The 18,050-nt window shown below is 59.5% G+C and carries 18 protein-coding genes; 11 read left to right on the top strand and 7 right to left on the bottom strand.

Features of this window, described 5'->3' with window-relative positions:
- The first annotated feature begins 13 nt into the window (after window positions 1-13).
- The 4 genes from thrC (at window position 14) to OQ248_RS05250 (ending at window position 3,888) form a co-directional block, all read left to right on the top strand.
- On the top strand, window positions 14-1,423 hold the full coding sequence (gene thrC, locus OQ248_RS05265) for a threonine synthase (RefSeq protein WP_265812227.1): 1,410 nt from the start codon (window positions 14-16) through the stop codon (window positions 1,421-1,423).
- Window positions 1,424-1,542: 119 nt separating this feature from the next.
- Window positions 1,543-2,916, top strand: a complete 1,374-nt coding sequence (locus tag OQ248_RS05260) for a transporter substrate-binding domain-containing protein (protein WP_265815066.1) — start codon at window positions 1,543-1,545, stop codon at window positions 2,914-2,916.
- 118 nt (window positions 2,917-3,034) lie between these two features.
- Window positions 3,035-3,442, top strand: a complete 408-nt coding sequence (locus OQ248_RS05255; RefSeq protein ID WP_265812226.1) for a DNA-binding protein — start codon at window positions 3,035-3,037, stop codon at window positions 3,440-3,442.
- Window positions 3,443-3,606: 164 nt separating this feature from the next.
- On the top strand, window positions 3,607-3,888 hold the full coding sequence (locus OQ248_RS05250; protein ID WP_119429023.1) for a DUF3509 domain-containing protein: 282 nt from the start codon (window positions 3,607-3,609) through the stop codon (window positions 3,886-3,888).
- 173 nt (window positions 3,889-4,061) lie between these two features.
- Here the strand turns inward: OQ248_RS05250 and OQ248_RS05245 are convergent, their stop codons facing one another.
- A complete protein-coding gene (locus tag OQ248_RS05245; RefSeq protein ID WP_265812225.1) occupies window positions 4,062-4,955 on the bottom strand; it encodes a TIGR02285 family protein in 894 nt (297 codons plus the stop codon).
- Window positions 4,956-4,968: 13 nt separating this feature from the next.
- Window positions 4,969-6,168 carry a CaiB/BaiF CoA-transferase family protein gene (locus tag OQ248_RS05240; RefSeq protein ID WP_265812224.1) on the bottom strand — a complete coding sequence of 400 codons (1,200 nt, stop codon included), beginning with the start codon at window positions 6,166-6,168 and terminating at the stop codon, window positions 4,969-4,971.
- Between the two features lie 146 nt (window positions 6,169-6,314).
- Here OQ248_RS05240 and OQ248_RS05235 point away from each other — a divergent pair, with 146 nt between their 5' ends.
- The 4 genes from OQ248_RS05235 (at window position 6,315) to OQ248_RS05220 (ending at window position 10,591) form a co-directional block, all read left to right on the top strand.
- Entirely contained in the window at window positions 6,315-6,857 is a 543-nt protein-coding gene (locus tag OQ248_RS05235) for a YaeQ family protein (protein WP_007954646.1), read from the top strand.
- Between the two features lie 54 nt (window positions 6,858-6,911).
- Window positions 6,912-8,621 (top strand): single-stranded-DNA-specific exonuclease RecJ, encoded by a 1,710-nt coding sequence (gene recJ, locus OQ248_RS05230; RefSeq protein ID WP_265812223.1) that lies wholly within the window; start codon window positions 6,912-6,914, stop codon window positions 8,619-8,621.
- 238 nt (window positions 8,622-8,859) lie between these two features.
- Window positions 8,860-9,966, top strand: a complete 1,107-nt coding sequence (locus OQ248_RS05225) for an NADH:flavin oxidoreductase/NADH oxidase (RefSeq protein ID WP_265812222.1) — start codon at window positions 8,860-8,862, stop codon at window positions 9,964-9,966.
- Window positions 9,967-10,057: 91 nt separating this feature from the next.
- A complete protein-coding gene (locus OQ248_RS05220; RefSeq protein WP_265812221.1) occupies window positions 10,058-10,591 on the top strand; it encodes a GNAT family N-acetyltransferase in 534 nt (177 codons plus the stop codon).
- Between the two features lie 121 nt (window positions 10,592-10,712).
- On the opposite strand, the gene OQ248_RS05215 is transcribed toward OQ248_RS05220, so the two are convergent.
- Window positions 10,713-12,341 (bottom strand): glucan biosynthesis protein D, encoded by a 1,629-nt coding sequence (locus tag OQ248_RS05215; RefSeq protein WP_265812220.1) that lies wholly within the window; start codon window positions 12,339-12,341, stop codon window positions 10,713-10,715.
- Window positions 12,342-12,744: 403 nt separating this feature from the next.
- On the opposite strand from OQ248_RS05215, the gene OQ248_RS05210 reads away from it, so the two are divergent.
- Window positions 12,745-12,930: a hypothetical protein gene (locus OQ248_RS05210; protein WP_039769577.1), complete on the top strand. Its 186-nt coding sequence runs from the start codon at window positions 12,745-12,747 to the stop codon at window positions 12,928-12,930.
- A 10-nt stretch (window positions 12,931-12,940) separates the two neighbouring features.
- On the opposite strand, the gene OQ248_RS05205 is transcribed toward OQ248_RS05210, so the two are convergent.
- Together OQ248_RS05205 and OQ248_RS05200 are read right to left on the bottom strand one after the other, a co-directional pair.
- Window positions 12,941-13,144: a hypothetical protein gene (locus OQ248_RS05205; RefSeq protein ID WP_265812219.1), complete on the bottom strand. Its 204-nt coding sequence runs from the start codon at window positions 13,142-13,144 to the stop codon at window positions 12,941-12,943.
- A 99-nt stretch (window positions 13,145-13,243) separates the two neighbouring features.
- Window positions 13,244-13,756: a Bro-N domain-containing protein gene (locus tag OQ248_RS05200; RefSeq protein ID WP_265812218.1), complete on the bottom strand. Its 513-nt coding sequence runs from the start codon at window positions 13,754-13,756 to the stop codon at window positions 13,244-13,246.
- A 511-nt stretch (window positions 13,757-14,267) separates the two neighbouring features.
- Here OQ248_RS05200 and OQ248_RS05195 point away from each other — a divergent pair.
- Together OQ248_RS05195 and OQ248_RS05190 are read left to right on the top strand one after the other, a co-directional pair.
- Window positions 14,268-14,513, top strand: coding sequence for an AbrB/MazE/SpoVT family DNA-binding domain-containing protein (locus tag OQ248_RS05195; protein ID WP_065259664.1), 246 nt, complete (start codon window positions 14,268-14,270; stop codon window positions 14,511-14,513).
- Window positions 14,513-14,914: a type II toxin-antitoxin system VapC family toxin gene (locus tag OQ248_RS05190; RefSeq protein ID WP_179692533.1), complete on the top strand. Its 402-nt coding sequence runs from the start codon at window positions 14,513-14,515 to the stop codon at window positions 14,912-14,914. Before OQ248_RS05195 ends, OQ248_RS05190 begins: the two co-directional genes overlap by 1 nt.
- A gap of 76 nt (window positions 14,915-14,990) precedes the next feature.
- Here OQ248_RS05190 and OQ248_RS05185 read toward each other — a convergent pair whose 3' ends face one another.
- Both OQ248_RS05185 and OQ248_RS05180 read right to left on the bottom strand, forming a co-directional pair.
- Window positions 14,991-16,475, bottom strand: coding sequence for an amino acid permease (locus OQ248_RS05185; protein ID WP_248744473.1), 1,485 nt, complete (start codon window positions 16,473-16,475; stop codon window positions 14,991-14,993).
- Between the two features lie 146 nt (window positions 16,476-16,621).
- Window positions 16,622-18,046: a gamma-aminobutyraldehyde dehydrogenase gene (locus tag OQ248_RS05180; RefSeq protein WP_265812217.1), complete on the bottom strand. Its 1,425-nt coding sequence runs from the start codon at window positions 18,044-18,046 to the stop codon at window positions 16,622-16,624.
- Window positions 18,047-18,050 lie beyond the last annotated feature (4 nt).

Here is an 18,050-nt window from a genome sequence, read left to right as displayed (position 1 = left end):
ATTGGAGTCAGTCATGCGTTACATCAGTACCCGCGGCCAGGCACCGGCCCTGAATTTCGAAGACGTCCTGCTGGCCGGTCTCGCCACCGACGGCGGTCTGTACGTTCCGGAAAACCTGCCACGTTTCACCCAGGAAGAAATCGCTTCCTGGGCCGGCCTGCCGTATCACGAGCTGGCATTTCGCGTCATGCGCCCGTTCGTTACCGGCAGCATTCCGGACGCCGATTTCAAAAAGATTCTTGAAGAAACCTACGGTGTGTTCGCTCACAGCGCCGTCGCACCGCTGCGCCAGCTCAACGGCAACGAATGGGTCATGGAACTGTTCCACGGCCCGACCCTGGCGTTCAAGGACTTCGCCCTGCAACTGCTCGGCCGTCTGCTCGACTACGTGCTGGAAAAACGCGGCGAGCGCGTGGTAATCGTCGGCGCCACTTCCGGTGATACCGGTTCGGCCGCCATCGAAGGCTGCAAGCACTGCGAAAACGTCGACATTTTCATCCTGCACCCGCACAACCGTGTGTCCGAAGTGCAGCGTCGGCAGATGACCACCATCCTCGGCGAGAACATCCACAACATCGCCATCGAAGGCAACTTCGATGACTGCCAGGAAATGGTCAAGGCCAGCTTCGCCGACCAGAGCTTCCTCAAGGGCACCCGTCTGGTGGCAGTGAACTCGATCAACTGGGCGCGGATCATGGCCCAGATCGTTTACTACTTCCACGCAGCCCTGCAATTGGGCGGCCCGGCACGTTCGGTGTCGTTCTCGGTGCCGACCGGCAACTTCGGCGACATCTTCGCCGGTTACCTGGCACGCAACATGGGCCTGCCGATCAACCAGTTGATCGTCGCCACCAACCGCAACGACATCCTGCACCGCTTCATGAGCGGCAACCAGTACGTCAAGGAAACCCTGCACGCCACGTTGTCGCCGTCGATGGACATCATGGTCTCGTCGAACTTCGAACGTCTGCTGTTCGACCTGCACGGTCGCAACGGCGCGGCGATTGCCGGCCTGATGGACTCGTTCAAGCAGGGCGGCGGTTTCAGCGTCGAACAGGAACGCTGGACCGAAGCCCGCAAACTGTTCGACTCGCTGGCCGTGGACGATGCGCAAACCTGCGAAACCATCGCCGAAGTCTACGAGCAGACCGGTGAAGTGCTGGATCCGCACACCGCCATCGGCGTGAAAGCCGCTCGTGAATGCCGTCGCAGCCTGGATATCCCGATGGTGATCCTGGGTACGGCGCATCCGGTCAAGTTCCCGGACGCGGTGGAGAAAGCCGGTGTAGGAAAAGCTCTCGAACTACCTGCACATCTTTCTGATTTGTTTGAGAGAGAAGAGCGCTGCACCGTTCTGGCAAACGAGCTGAAAGCCGTGCAAGCCTTTGTCAGCCAGCATGGCAATCGCGGCAAGCCGCTTTAAGCCCTGAAAGCTGTCACATTTTGAAGCCCGTCTCCTGACGGGCTTTCTTGTTTTTGCATGCCACACTGCGCGTGTTTCGCCCACGAAGGACGGGCGAGTCGATGACGAAGGATGTGGCAATGCGGTTTTATTCAGGATGGAAGCCGGCGTTGTGCTGGTTGTTTTTTTGGGGGTTGTCGGGGCTGCTGCAATTGGCGGAGGCGGCCCATCTGACGATGCATTCAGAAGGGGCAGAGTTGAACATCCAGCCCATTGAGCTGGACGCGCAAGAGCAACAGTGGATTCGTGAAAACCCCACGGTGACAGTCGCCTCGGTGCAGTATCCCTTGTATCTGTTTCAGGACGAACACGGTCATTGGAGCGGCCTGAACAACGATGTGCTCAAGCACATCAGCGCCATGACCGGTTTGCAGTTCGTGCATCAGGAGTCGTTCTCCACCAACCACATGCTGGAGCGGCTCGAAAGTGGCGTCGCCGACATCAGTACCACGCTGGCGATGAACGAGGAGCGCAGGCAGTTTCTCGATTTCAGTCATGCCTTCGGCGGTGCAGGCTGGGTGTTCGTCGGGCGTGCAGGTGAGCCAGCGGTGCAGTCGCTTGAAGAGCTGGAGAAGCGGGTTCTGGTGCTGCCGGCCAGGCATGCATTGGAGGACAGTATCCGGCGCGACCATCCGCTGATCGAAATACGCTCGGTCAAGACCTACGCCGAGGCCCGGGCGGTGGTGGAGAGTGGCGAGGCTTACGCCACGATCGAAAACGAGATTGGTGCGCAGTTGTTTCCATCGGGTCTGCTGAAGGTCGGAGGTCTGGTGGAGGGCAAGTGGGAGGCAGATCATCTGGCCGTGCGCAAGGGCTTGCCTGAGTTGCTGAGCATTCTCAACAAAGCCCTTGGAGCCTTTTCGGCAGCCGAATTGCGTGCAATGCGCCTGAAATGGCTGGACGGCATTTCTCCCGCTCCGTCGCCTTCGCTCGGGACGCGAATGCTCGAGTGGGGATGCTGGGGCATGGGCGTGCTCGGCGTGTTCGGCCTGTTTTCGCTGCTATGGAGTCGGCGGCTCGCTGTCGAGATCAAGCAGCGACGTGAGGTGGAGGAGGATCTGGGCGATCAACTGGCCTTTCAGCATGCGTTGATCGATGCCATGCCGGATCCGGTGTTCGTGCGTGACCTGCAGGGGCGCCTGATCATGTGCAATCGCAGTTATGAAGAGGCGCTTGGCGTGCGTTTTGAACAGGCACAGGGGCGGACGCTGTGTGAGCTCGACGTGCTTCCGCAGGCCACCGCATTGATGCTTCATGATGAGTTCATGGTGCAACTGCGCACCCGTAAGACGCGCTTCAGCAGACGGCAGCTGATGTTCAAGGGCGGTTCTCGGCAGGTCTATCAGTGGACGGTCCCTTTTTATGGCGCTGATGGGGCGCTGCGCGGATTGTTGGGGGGCTGGACGGACATCATTCAGAGGCAGACCGATAGCGGGTGTCGATGTCTGCGTTGAAGATCGGAAATGTCCTATAAAACCTGGCTACTTTTCTGATGGGAGGCTTAGGACGACTGCCCTAGAGTGACAAGCCACTGCGGCGAGAAACCGCGATTGTCGTGCAAGAGGTCGTCCAATGCGCTCGCTCAAAATCCTGCTTCTCGAACCCGATCCGTTTCAGCTGATGGCGTTGCACCAGATGCTCAATGCCATTGGAATCTACGACGTGTTGACCGCGCCTTCGCTGGGAGCGGCAAAGCGCTCGCTGGATCGTCGGGGGGCTGTCGATATCGCCATTTGCAATCCGCAGCTCAAAAGTGGTGAGGGGCTGGCACTGATCAACCATCTGGTTGCCCGACGGGACGCTCGAGCGTTGATTCTGCTGGGGGTGGTGGCTCCCAGCGTACTGGCCGATCTGGAATCTTTATTGGAGGAGAGCGGGATGCAGCTGCTGGGCCGACTGTACACGCCGGTTTCGGCGGTGCTGATGCGCAATCTGCTCGACCGCTATCTGTCGTCGCCCCGACGTTCGGTCAGCGCCTGAAACCATCGGTTATTTTTCTGTCATCTTCTCCATGCATGCTCCGACAGGTCGGTGACGCTCCCGCAGAGGCCGCCGATATGCAGAACTTTCTTCTCGGGCCGGTGGTCATTTACTGTGGACACGCCCCAGGCACTGTGTTTTCGGACTATTGAGTGGAGATCGAGATGGAAAGTATCAGTCTATTGCTCGGTGAGGCTCTGAGCCCGTATCAGGTAACGCTGACCCCTCGCGGTCTGCAGGGCGAATGCCTGGTGACACTGAAGAACGGCAGTGGCGCCATTGTGGTGGAACGTGAATTCAATCGGGCGCAGCTGAGCGACAAGCGCCAACTGACGGATGTGGTCGATGGCTTGCATCGAGACATCCTGATCGCCGAAGGCCGGCTGGAACCCTGTGTGATCGCTGCCTTGCGCAACGTTGCCCGCGACAAGCGCCCGCTGCTCTGAAACTGATGGGACTTTTGTGGGAACCTTCCTGCGCCCAGGTCAGTCAGACCCCATAACAGCAGGATCAAGCATTGTGCTCCGGTGCTTGTCGCTTGCTGCTACGGGTCTTTGATACAGACCACGTTTAACCCCGAGTCGTCTCCCCACTTCTCGGGGTTTCTTTTGCCCGGTGTTTACTGCGCGGCCTGCTGCTGGAAGAACATCCGTGCCTGCTCCAGGTAGTCCGGGCGCATTTCAGGGTCGAGCCACTGGGCGTAGAGCTGGTTCAGGTGTTCGTGGGGCAGGGTGCGCAGCAGTTGATCGATTTCGCGGATTGCCTGGCGACCCTGGGTGGTATCGGTGCAGCCGACATGGCTCGAGATGTACTTTTCCGCACCGTGAACGGGGAAAAACTCCAGCTCGTCTTCGGCGATCTGAACCTGACGCGCCTGATAACGGATTTCCGGCCAGTAACCCAGTACGGCTTGCAGTCGACCCAGTCGCTGCATCGAAAGCAGGCTGCTGAGAGCATCGTTGCCATAGTGCGGCGTCAGCGAGCCAATCGGTGCCTGACGCAGCAGATTGTCGACGTATTCACCGTAACTTCGTTCGGCCACCACCCCGACTTTTCTCTCGCCGTTGGCCAGGTACGCCGACAGATCGACTTGTTCCTCGACCAGAAAAGGCTCCAGCATTTCGCGATCTTTGCGGCGAACCACCAGACCATTACTGACTGCGCGGAAAGCAGGGATGGAGAACGCGATCCACTGTGCTCGCTCCCTGTTCCAGAGCAGCGACGGATCGCAGGCAAACGGATGTTCATGGAGCATCTGGAGGCCCCGGGCACGGTTGACCCGCATCAGGGTGTGTTCGTATTGCGGCATGCCGGCTATCAGCATCGGCATCAGTTGATCGATGACGCCCTGGCCCTTTTTCGGACCTTCGAGAATGGTCAGCGGCGGCAGGTCACGCAGCAGCCAGATCAGCGTTGGCTTGGCCTGTGCCCATGCTGGCAACGCCAGCAAGAATAGCAGGCCGAACAACCGCCACGTCCACCAGTGATGGGCGCGGTTCGAGGCCGAGGGCATCAGGCGCTTCAGCTCAAATGGCTCCGTCTTCGCGCAGCCGGGCGATCTGCTTCTCGTCGTAGCCAAGATCGTGGAGTACCTGCGCATTGTGTTCACCGAGCTGCGGTCCGACCCATTCGGACGTGCCGGGTGTCTCAGAGAGTTTCGGCACGATGCCCGGCATCTTGAAAGGTTTGCCGTCCGGCAGTTTGGCCTGCAGGAACATTTCCCGGGCCAGGTACTGCGGATCGTTGAACATGTCTTCGGCGCTGAAGATCCGGCTGGCCGGGACTTCGGCCTGATTCAACAGGTCCAGCACGGTTTGCAGCGGCAGCGAATTGACCCAGCGATCGATCACGCCGTACAACTCGTCACGGCGGGTGTCGCGCCCGTCATTGCTCGCCAGTGTCGGGTCATTGGCCAGATCCTCGCGACCGATGATCAGCATGAAACGCTTGAAGATCGCATCGCCGTTGGCGCCGATCTGCACGTGTTTGCCGTCGGCGCTGGTGTGGATCGAGGAGGGCGTGATCCCCGGCATGATGTTGCCGGTACGCTCGCGAATGAAGCCGAACACATCGAACTCCGGCACCATGCTTTCCATCATGGCGAAGATCGCTTCGTAGAGCGCCACATCAACGACCTGGCCAAGCCCGCCGTCGACCTCGCGATGACGCAGGGCCATCAACGCGCCGATCACACCCCACAGGGCGGCAATCGAATCGCCGATGGAAATTCCGGTACGCACTGGTGGCCGGTCCTCGAAGCCAGTGATATAGCGCAGGCCGCCCATGGATTCGCCGACCGCACCGAAACCTGGCTGATCCTTCATCGGTCCGGTCTGACCGAAACCGGACAGGCGCACCATCACCAGTTTCGGGTTCAGTGCGTGCAGGGTTTCCCAGCTCAGGCCGAGTTTTTCCAGCACGCCGGGGCGGAAGTTCTCGATCAGGATGTCGGCTTCGCCCAGCAGCTTTTTCAGGATCGCCAGACCGTCGGGGTGTTTGAGGTTCAGCGTCAGGGACTTTTTGTTGCGGGCCTGGACGAACCACCACAACGAGGTGCCTTCATACAATTTGCGCCACTTGCGCAGCGGATCACCGCCGTCCGGCGATTCGATCTTGATCACTTCGGCACCGAACTCGCCGCAAATGCGCGAGGCAAACGGCCCGGCAATCAAGGTACCCAATTCAATGACTTTCAGACCGCTGAGTGGTTTGTTGGCGAACGGCATGCGAAATCCTGTAGGACAAGGCTGAGCAGATACTGCGTTTTAACATAGCCGGCTGTCAGTCGCGCAAGGTTGATCGCCATCAATTCGTGGATTGCCTACAGCATCGGTTAGACTTGCCGACTTTCCTCGTATCAAGAAGCCCGTTCATGGCCCAGCCGTCCACTACCTACAAATTCGAACTGAACCTCACCGATCTAGACCGCAGCGTCTACGAGAACGTGAAGCAGACCATCGCCCGTCACCCTTCGGAAACCGAAGAACGCATGACCGTACGCCTGTTGGCCTACGCGCTCTGGTACAACGAGCAGCTGTCGTTCGGTCGTGGTCTGTCGGACGTCGATGAACCTGCGTTGTGGGAAAAGAGCCTGGATGACCGCGTCCTGCACTGGATCGAAGTCGGCCAGCCGGACGCGGATCGCCTGACCTGGTGCTCCCGTCGCACCGAGCGCACCAGCCTGCTGGCCTACGGCAGTCTGCGCGTCTGGGAAGGCAAGGTGATCCCGGCGATCAAAAACCTGAAGAACGTCAACATTGCCGCTGTTCCTCAGGAAGTGCTGGAAACCCTGGCCCAGGACATGCCCCGCGTCATCAAGTGGGACGTGATGATCAGTGAAGGCACGATCTTCGTCACCGATGATCGCGGCCAGCACGAAGTCCAGCTCACCTGGCTGCAAGGCGAGCGCGGCTAAGTCCGCGTTACTCCCGAAAAATCCCACGTATTCAAGAGAAGCTTCTGTCACCCCATGCGTATCGATCCTCGCCCGTTGCCCGCCACTCTGCCGTTTCTTGGTGAACTGCCACCCCTGCTGACCCGCCTGTACGCGGCGCGGGGCGTGCAGTCCGAGGCGGAGCTGGACAAGAGCCTGGCGCGGTTGATTCCGTTCCAGCAGCTCAAGGGGATCGATGCGGCGGTGGACCTGCTGGTGACGGCGCTGGAGCAGCGTCAACGGATTCTGATCGTCGGCGACTTCGACGCCGACGGCGCGACGGCCAGCACCGTGGGCGTGCTTGGCTTGCGCCTGCTGGGCGCGGCGCACGTCGATTATCTGGTGCCGAACCGCTTTGAATACGGCTATGGTCTGACCCCGGAAATCGTCGAAGTCGCGATGACCCGCGAGCCGCAACTGTTGATCACCGTCGACAACGGTATTTCCAGCGTCGAAGGTGTGGCGGCCGCGAAGCGTCACGGTCTGAAGGTTTTGATCACCGATCACCACTTGCCCGGCGATGAACTGCCGCAGGCCGATGCGCTGGTCAACCCGAACCAGCCCGGCTGCGAGTTCCCGAGCAAGGCGCTGGCCGGGGTCGGAGTGATTTTCTATGTATTGATGGCCTTGCGCGCGCGCCTGCGCAGCCTTGGCTGGTACGAGAGCAAACCACAACCGAACATCGGCGAACTGCTGGATCTGGTGGCGCTGGGTAGCGTTGCCGACGTGGTGCCGCTGGATGCCAACAACCGGATTCTGGTGCATCAGGGTCTGGAGCGGATTCGCGCCGGGCGTGCGCGGCCGGGGATAAAGGCGATACTGGAAGTGGCCAAGCGTGAAGCCTCGCGCATTACGTCGACCGACCTCGGTTTCATCGTCGGCCCGCGCCTGAACGCGGCGGGGCGTCTGGATGACATGAGCCTGGGCATCGAGTGCCTGCTGACTCAAGACGCTGCGCTGGCACGGGAAATGGCCGCGCAACTGGACGGCATGAACCAGGATCGCAAATCCATCGAGCAGGGCATGCAGCGCGAGGCGCTGGCCCAGCTCAAGGACTTGCCGGTCGAGTCGATGCCGTTCGGGTTGTGCCTGTTCGATCCGGAATGGCACCAGGGTGTGATCGGTATTCTGGCTTCGCGGATGAAAGAGCGTTATTTCCGCCCGACCATCGCGTTCGCCGATGCTGGCGACGGTTTGCTCAAGGGCTCGGGGCGTTCGGTGCAGGGTTTCCATATCCGTGATGCGCTGAGCGTGGTGGCGGCGCAGCATCCGGATTTGATCAGCAAGTACGGCGGCCACGCGATGGCGGCCGGCCTGACCTTGCCGCAGGAGAATTTTCCGTTGTTTGCCGAGGCCTTCGACGCCGAGGTGCGTAGGCAACTTCGTGAAGAAGATCTGACCGGGCGCCTGCTGTCGGACGGTACGCTGGCGGTCGAAGAATTTCATCTGGAACTGGCCCGCGCTTTACGTCACGCCGGGCCGTGGGGCCAGCATTTCCCGGAGCCGCTGTTTCACGGCGTGTTTCAGTTGGTCGAGCAGCGAGTGGTCGGCGAGCGGCACCTCAAAGTGGTGCTGAAAACCGAATGCGGTTCGGTGAAGCTTGATGGCATCGCCTTCGGCATCGATCGCGATATCTGGCCGAACCCGACGATCAAATGGGTCGAACTGGCCTACAAGCTCGATCTCAACGAGTTTCGCGGCAATGAAACCGTGCAATTGATGATTGCGCATATCGAACCGCGTTGACCCTTTCGCGAGCTTGCTCCGGGCGGCGTTCCGACGACAGCGGACTTACACACACAGAATCACTCTGAACCCTCCCTCATCCCCGGATGTCGACTAGGCTCTAAGCACTGCTTGATTGGCCTTGTGACGTCTTGTCGAATTTTTTGCCCGCGGGGGCGGGTGCTGCACCTTTTTAATGTCACTCGTCGACTTTTCAAACAGAACCCTGGAGCCTGCCCACTGATTTGAGAGGTGCCCCATGAGTCTGCTGCTTGAACCTTTTACCCTTCGCCAACTGACCCTGCCCAACCGCATTGCCGTGTCGCCCATGTGCCAGTACTCCAGCGTCGATGGCCTGGCCAACGACTGGCATCTTGTGCACCTCGGCAGCCGTGCCGTGGGGGGCGCGGGCCTGGTATTTACCGAAGCCACGGCGATCACGGCTGACGGGCGGATCACCGCCGAAGACCTGGGCCTGTGGAACGACGAACAGATCGCACCGCTGCAACGCATCACCCGATTCATCAATGCGCAGGGCGCAGTGGCCGGCATTCAACTGGCCCACGCCGGGCGCAAGGCCAGCACCCATCGGCCATGGATCGGCAAGCACGGCAGCGTCAAACCGGATGACGGCGGCTGGACCCCGGTCGGTCCTTCGCCGATTGCCTTTGACCCGCAGCACACCCAGCCGAAACAGCTGGATGAGGGGCAGATCGCCCAAGTCATTCAGGATTTCGTGGCCGCGGCCAAACGTGCGCTGACCGCCGGTTTCAGTGTGGTCGAAGTGCATGCGGCGCATGGTTATCTGCTGCACCAGTTTCTTTCACCACTGAGCAACCAGCGCCGCGATCAGTACGGCGGTTCGTTCGAAAACCGCATTCGTCTGGTGCTGCAAGTGACCGAGGCGGTACGTGCCGTATGGCCGGAAGAACTCCCTGTGTTCGTCCGCCTGTCGGCCACCGACTGGGTGGAAGACGGTTGGAACCCCGATGAAACCGTGGAGCTGGCGAGACGCCTGAAAGCCTTGGGGGCTGACCTGATCGATGTGTCTTCGGGGGGCACGGCGGTCAACGCCGAAATCCCCGTGGGGCCGGGTTATCAGACGCGCTTCGCCGAACGGGTGCGCAAGGAGTCAGGCATCGCCACCGGCACCGTGGGAATGATTACCGAACCGGCCCAGGCCGAGCACATCCTGCGAACCTGTCAGGCCGACATCATCTTCCTCGCCCGAGAGCTGCTGCGTGATCCGTACTGGCCGCTGCATGCCGATGATGACCTGGGCGGCCGCAAAGCTGTGTGGCCGGCGCAGTATCAACGTGCGACCCATCGGGATCAGCCGATTCACGAGTCTGATTTGCGGGATTGATTCCGACCTGCCGCAAAGCCTATAAAACCCGCCATTGAACCGGCGGGTTTTTTCTTGTCTGCCGTCCGGAATCGCAAGGGAATGGACTGCAATGTTGATCGAACGAGTGCTGACTGAATCGGACTTGCCGCTGCTGGCGCTGATCGACCGCAGTGAGTTGGTTGAGGAATGTTATCGCGTGGAAAACGCTGAGCTGATTCTGTATCTGGCGCGTTTTGACATGCGCGGATGGCCCGAAGGGGAGGCGGAGGAGAATGCGCGGGTATTGGAAAAGTGTTGGCGCAGCGGCGGTTGGCTACACGGACTTTTCGATGGCGAGACAATGGTGGCGGCGGTGGTTGTGGATAACCGGGTTATTCACAATCAGGGCCTGAAGATGCGGCAGTTGAAGTTCCTGCACATCAGCCGTGACTGGCGCGGGCAGGGATTGGGCGGGCGCTTGTTTGCCCTGGCTTGCGAGCATGGCCGAGAGGTCGGCGCCGAGGCGTTGTACGTCTCGGCGACCGAGTCGCGCAATACCGTGGAGTTCTACCAGCACCAGGGTTGCCGGTTATTGAAGCAACCGGATCCCGAGTTGTTTGCACTCGAACCTCACGATATCCACTTTTACTGTCGCCTGGACTGACGCCATCGCGAGCAAGCTCGCTCCCACAGGTTTTCTGTTGTACACAAGCTCTGTGATCAATCGATACCCATGTGGGAGCTGGCTTGCCAGCGATGAGGCCCGATCTGACGCCAGAGAATCATCAAGGGTACTTACGCTTGTCCGGCGCCGGCGGGAAGTACTGGTACAACCAGGTTTCGCTCAGCGTGCGGTCGTTGGTACGGATGAACAGGCGCAGTTCCACGGGATCGACGCTGTCGTTGGTCGGGTACCAGTCGAACAGGATCCGGTAACCCTTGATGTCATCCAGCACCAGTACGCTGAAATCCTGCACCTTGCCGTTGGAACAGGTGACCACCGGTTCGATCCCGGTGCCCTGCGGCAGGCGATCCAGACCGCCACCGGTGAAGTCCACGGCGAAACGACGGGCCCAGACCGGCGGGTAATGCTCGCCGGGTGCCCAGCCTTCGACGAATCCACCCATGCCCGAACGGGTCGCATGCACCCGTGCCAGCGGCGTACCGACCGGCGGCAGGGCGCTCCAGTAGAGCTTGTAGCCGTAGTTCAGCGAATCGCCGGCGGCCACTGGTTTTTTCGGCGTCCAGAACGCGACGATGTTGTCGAGGGTTTCGCCGGTTGTGGGAATTTCCAGCAGATCGATGGAGCCTTCGCCCCATGCGGTTGTAGGTTCTACCCACAGGCTCGGGCGCTTGCTGTACCAGTCGACGGTGTCCTGATAATTGGCGAATTCGTGATCGGTCTGCACCAGACCGAAACCTTTTGGATCGGTGTCGGCGAAGGCGTTGAATTGCAGGGTCGCCGGGTTGTTCAACGGGCGGCAGATCCACTCGCCGTTGCCGCGCCACATGGCCAGACGATCCGAGTCGTGGATCTGCGGGTGGATGGTGTCGCACATCCGGCGCTCGTGGGTACCGCAGCTGAACATGCTGGTCATCGGCGCGATGCCCAGTTGTTCGATGGCGGTGCGGGCGTTGATGTGGGCGTCGACTTCCATCACCACGCGCTCGGCCTGGCAATCGATGTCGAAACGATAGGCTCCGGTGGCGCTCGGCGAGTCGAGCAGGGCGTAGACCACAAAGCGGGTCGCGTTCTGATCCGGGGTCTCGAACCAGAACTTGGTGAAGTCAGGGAATTCTTCGCGCTTCTTGGCGTAGGTGTCGACGGCCAGGCCGCGGGCGGAGAGGCCATATTGGCCAGTGGCATCCACGGCGCGGAAGTAGCTGGCGCCGAGGAACGACACCACGTCATGGCGATCCAGCTCCGGTGCCTTGAACAGCTTGAAGCCGGCAAAACCCAGGTCGCCCTTGAGCTGCTGGGTGTCGACCGAGGTGTTTTCATAGTTGAACAGCTGAGGGCGGAAATGCACCTCGCGAGCCGTACGGGACTTGGGATCTACGCTGTACATGCGCACCGGCTGACGGAAACCCATGCCGACGTGGAAGAACTGCACATCGAGCTGACCCTTGTTCTCCTTCCACAGCGAGTGTTCGCCGTCGTAGCGGATCGCGTTGAAGTTCTGCGGGGTCATGGTCGCCAGGGTCGGCGGCAGCACCTGTTTGGTGTCCTGATACGCGCTGCCGGCCAGTTGCTTGGCCTGGCGCTTCAGCGTTTCGAAGTCGAAGGCCTGGGCTTCACCGTCGGCGGCACCGCCAGAGGCGGCCCAGGCGCGCGCGGCGAGCAGGCCGGAGGCGGAAAGGCCGGTGTAGGCCGCAATGGCCATGGACGCTTTGAGCAAATTCCTGCGGTGCATAGATACAACCTGTCGTGGACAATCCCGCGCCGTTCCTGGCACGTACTGGATCAGAAATTACGGTTCGGACAAGCCTTCGGCCAAACGCTACGGACTAGTAACAGATGCGCGCTAGCTTAATCCGTTCGCTGATTTTGCAAAATTCATTGATTACACGGCGACAGCGTCTCAATGAAACAAGACGTTACGGTTACTTATCCCACAGCCTTTTCTGATTTACAGGGCATATCTGCTTTTTTCGACTAATTACTCTAAAAACCGCTTTTCAGCGCCGATTTAATTTCTATTCTATGGGCATGGCCGGTCACGACTAACCCGACCGGCAGGACTCAAATCGCTGCTTGAGGGAGCAGGGCGATGCGGTTTTGGAATAATTCTGACGTACTGGAAAAGGACAACGTCCATGGCAAAAGGACAAGGCATCACCGAAATGTTGGGCATCTTTCCCTGCCTCACCAACGTCCGGCGAAGACGCCGGCTCAGTCCTGACGAACTGAAACTGGTGGAGCGTTACCGGGAGTTGTCGGAAAGCGACCGGATTGCGATGCGGTATCTGGTGGATGCGATGAGGAGTGTTTCGCGGTTTTGAAGCAGGAGGTTCACCGTGAAAGCCATTTGGCCTTCACGGTGGCCAGATCAATCAACTTACCCGCGTCAGCATCGGTGATGCCGACATGGATTGCGTGCAGATGCTCGGCAACCGCGCATTGTTTGACGAGTTTTTGCAGGTAGTCTTCAGCAAAACCCTCGTCGCTCGGGATGATTTCCAGAATGGGCGGTACTGCAGGGATGACGTTGTGCATCTGCTAGGGACTCGTTCAGAAATTGGTCGAGGTAGATCGTGAGCATTGAAGGGGCGGACTCTGGAGTCCGCCCCTTTTTCATTGGCCCAAGTGAGGCCGTCAGCTACATCTCCCCGATACCTGATAGGGCTGCTGACCAAACACTAATTCCGGTATATCACGCCATTTCACCCAGGCCTGTTGTTGCCAGTGCAGCAGCGGCACGGTGACGCCGGCCCAATGCACGGAGCTCAGGCTCGGGCAGTTTTCCGCTATCGCTGAGCTGGTTTCTCGCAAAATGGGAATCACCTCATTGCTCAGCCATTGCCGCAGGTTGCGGTTTTCCGGAATGAAATGATGGACGAGCAGCGCGTACATGCCGGATTCGCTGACCATCGGTGTCTCCACGACTTTGCCGTACTTGCGCAGGCGGACGGTGCGGCGTTGGTCGGGGTCGAGTTTGAGCGTGACGCGTGAGTTCAAGGGATGACCCATCATGCGGCCCAGATCCTGAGCGCAAAACCAGGCTTGGTGATCGAGCAGAAGGGCGTGGAGGAAGCGGTTGTGGCGGGTGAATACGGTGGGGATGAAGTAAGGATGATCTTTAGAGGGATTTTGAGTTTGATTGGGCATTCGTCGACTCCAATATTGAGAATAGAGCCGCCACTCGTATGAGTGCGGTTGCGCCATTTTGATTTTGTTCCGGCTTCGACACCGGGCTGCTGACTTCGCTGCCGAAAAGAAGCGTATCGGTCAGGTGCCTATGGTGCCAAGCCCGGTTAATCGACGCTTGTTGTAGGAATCGAAGATCTTTCTCGAAGGCAGCGTCTGTAGGAAATTCCTGTTTTTGCATGTTCTGCAGAGAGGCGGCCCCTGAGCCACAAATTTTCCTATATTCATTCGAGTCCACGGAACGAACCTCAGGTCTTCTTCCCGACGATCCAATATTCGGTTTCCAGTTACCGCTTGTTTCAGGGCGGGTCACTGCTACCTATGGCAGCTGTTTATCGTCAGAGCAAAACGCTTTAAAGCACTGCGCTGTCGTCCTTTAAATCGGTCGGAATAGTCCTACGATCAGCGGCGGTTGCAGATCCCGAAACCAAGTATTACGTTGGTGTGGCGAGTAATACTCAAGGAGCATGACATGACGACAACCATGACGAGTAAGGGCCAAGTGACGATTCCCAAGCCAATCCGTGATGCCTTGCATCTCACGCCGGGCTCGGCGATTGAGTTCAGTGTCAATGAGCAGGGAGAGGTGGTATTGCACAGTGCGAAGCCCGATGCAGGCAAAGCGAAAATTCCGGATCGATTTGATGCTGTTCGTGGCAAAGCCGATATCAAATGGCGGACCGATGATTTGATGGCGTTGCTTCGGGGTGATGATTAATGGTGTTGGTTGATACCAATGTGTTGATTGACGTTTTGGAGGACGACCCAGCTTGGGCTGACTGGTCTATCCAGCAACTTCGCGCTCAGTCGCTAATTCATGAGTTGGTCATTAACCCGATCGTCTATGCAGAGTTATCCCAGACGTTTTCAACGTTTGAAGCCCTGGATGGGGTGGTTAATCAGCTCGGCTTAGTCATGCAGGAAATCCCGCGACCTGCGCTCTTTTTGGCTGGTAAAGCGTTCGTTCGTTATCGAAAGGTAGGCGGAGGAAAACACAATGTGTTGGCGGACTTTTTCATTGGTGCTCATGCAGCTGTAAAAAAACTGCCGTTGTTGACACGTGACTCTAAGCGCTACCGCAATTACTTCCCCTCCGTCGAGTTGATTACACCTTCCTGATCTGTAGGTGCGTTTTTAAGTAACCTGGATTTCGTATATCGCCCCGGAAGTATCTGAACTTCCGGGGCGATTGTGTTTAGCGACTCACCTTCCACGCATCCCCAGCCGGCGCCTTCCCATGGTCATACGGCTTGCCAATCCACATATAAACCAACCCCAGTCCAATCACGATCACCGTGCTTAGCACCATCGCGTAGTTGATGTACCACGCTGCATCCGGCGTGCGTGGCCAGGCCATGTTGATGATTGCGCCGACGCCGTACACCAGCGCGCCGATGTTCACCGGCCAGCCCCAGGCGCCGAGGGTGAATTTGCCGCTGGGTTTCCAGCCTTTGCTGCGGGCGTACAGGGCGGCGAGGACGATCATCTGGAATGCGAGGTAGATGCCGATGGCGGCGAAGCTGACGATAGTGGCTACGGCGTCTTGCAGGAAGAAGCCGAGGGCGATGATCAGGCCAGGCAGGACGCCGGACACGAACAGCGCAGCAACCGGCACCTGGGTCGTAGGAGAAATCTTTTTCAGCAGTCGGCTGCCGATGACCATTTCATCACGAGCGTAGGAATACAGCAGACGACTCGCCGCCGCTTGCAGGCTGATGACGCAGGAGATGAAGGAAATCATCACCACGCCCATCACCACTTTCGAACCGACCGGGCCGAAGGCGTTGTTGAGGATGGTGGTGACCGGGTCCTTGTCGGTGCCGTTGATCACCGCCTGCATGTCCGGCACGGCGAGGATCAGTGCCAGGCAAGCGAACATCGCGGCGATGCCGCCGATGTAGATGGTCATGCGCATGGCCACCGGGATTTTCTTGCTCGGGTTCGGGGTTTCTTCAGCGACGTCGCCGCAGGCTTCGAAGCCGTAGTAGAGGAACATCCCCGCCAGCGACGCGGTAAGGAACGCCGGCAGGTAGGAGCCGTCGACGCTGATATCGAAGGTGTTGAACAGCACGCTGATCGGCTGATGACGCTCGAAAATCAGCAGGTACACGCCGACGATCACTGCGCCCACCAGTTCGCAGAGGAAGCCGAACATGGCGATCCGCGCCAGCACTTTGGTGCCGCTAAGGTTCACCAAGGTGGCGAACAGTGTCAGCACCAGGGCGATGACGATGTTGGTGTTGTTGCTCGGCTCAAAACCCAGCATGGCGGCGAGGTACGGGCCGGCGCCGACCGCCACGGCGGCGATGGTCACGCACAGGGCGATGGAGTAGATCCAGCCGACCATCCATGCCCATTTCTTGCCCACCAGCCGCCGCGCCCAAGGATAAACGCCACCGGAAATCGGGAACTGCGAAACCACTTCGCCGAAGATCAGGCACACCAGTAATTGCCCGCAGCCGACCAGCAAATAGGCCCAGAACATCGGTGGACCGCCGGCGGCCAGGCACAGGCCGAACAGGGTATAAACCCCTACGACCGGTGAAAGATAAGTGAAGCCCAGCGCGAAGTTTTCCCACAGGCTCATGCTGCGGTTGAAGTTGGAGGTGTAGCCCAGTTGGCGCAGTTGTTCGGCATCGCTGTCGGCAACGGCGGCTGAGAGATCGGGTGATGCACTCATGTGTGTTTGCTCCGTGAAATCGGCAGATTTCGGATGGCCGAAACCGTGGCGGGGCTTGGTGAGCGCCGCCCGGATCGGTAGTTATTGTTTTGAATGCCTGGTGATGCGGATGACCGGTTTCTGCCTTGAAGCCGGGGGGGATACTTTTAGTGTTTGAACATCACATGCCGAACCGTGGTGTAGTCCTCCAGCCCGTACATGGACATGTCCTTGCCGTAGCCGGACAGTTTCTGACCGCCGTGGGGCATTTCGCTGACGAGCATGAAGTGCGTATTCACCCAAGTGCAGCCGTACTGCAACCGCGCGGACAGTCGATGGGCGCGTCCTACATCCGCCGTCCATACCGAGGACGCCAGGCCGTAGTCCGAATCGTTGGCCCATTCCAGCGCCTGGGCTTCATCGGTGAACTTGGTCACCGACACCACCGGCCCGAACACTTCGCGACGGACGATTTCGTCGTCCTGCTGTGCATCGGCCAGCACGGTCGGTTCGAAGAAGAAGCCATTGCCTTCCACAGCCTTGCCGCCGGTGATCAAGCGGATGTGCGATTGCGCGACAGCGCGCTCGACAAACCCGGCCACCCGGTCGCGATGCTGGGCAGTGATCAGCGGCCCCAGTTCGGTCGACGGGTCATCCTGCAAGCCGTACTTGATGCTGCTGACCGCCGCGCCGAGTTTTTCGACGAACTTGTCGTAGATGCCTTGCTGGGCGTAGATCCGGCACGCGGCAGTGCAGTCCTGGCCGGCGTTGTAGAAACCGAAGGTACGAATGCCTTCGACCGCCGCGTCGATATCAGCGTCGTCGAAGATGATCACCGGGGCCTTGCCGCCCAGTTCCATGTGCATGCGTTTGACGCTGTCGGCAGTGCTGAAAATGATGTTCGAGCCGGTGGCGATGGAACCGGTCAGCGACACCATGCGCACTTTCGGATGGGTCACCAGCGGACTGCCCACGCTCGGCCCACGCCCGAACACCAGATTGAGCACGCCGGCCGGGAAAATTTCCGACGCCAGTTCGGCCAGACGCAACGCAGTCAGCGGGGTTTGTTCCGACGGCTTGAGCACCACGGTATTACCGGCGGCGAGGGCCGGGGCGATTTTCCAGGCGACCATCATCAGCGGGTAGTTCCACGGCGCGATGGAGGCGATCACGCCCACCGGGTCGCGGCGGATCATCGAGGTGTGGCCGGGCAGATATTCGCCGCCGGCTGAACCGCTCATGCAACGGCTGGCACCGGCGAAGAAACGGAACACGTCGGCAATCGCTGGGATCTCGTCGTTCAGCGCGGCGCTATAGGGTTTGCCGCAGTTGTCCGATTCCAGTTTGGCCAGTTCTTCGCCGTGGGCTTCGATGGCGTCGGCGAGTTTCAGCAGCAGCAGCGAACGGTCTTTCGGCGTGGTCTGCGACCATTCGGCGAAGGCACTGTCGGCAGCGCGCACCGCGGCATCGACCTGGGCCTCGGTGGCTTCGTTGATTTCCACCAGCACTTCGCCGCGCGCCGGGTTGAGTACCGGTTGCGCCGGGCCTTCGCCGTTGACCAGTTGGCCGTTGATCAAGAGTTTGGTTTGCATGTTG

The sequence above is a fragment of the Pseudomonas sp. COW5 genome, from assembly GCF_026240005.1.
Lineage (GTDB): Bacteria > Pseudomonadota > Gammaproteobacteria > Pseudomonadales > Pseudomonadaceae > Aquipseudomonas > Aquipseudomonas kribbensis.
Note: the sequence above shows the minus strand (reverse complement) of the source record. Positions and strands in the feature narration are given on the sequence as shown.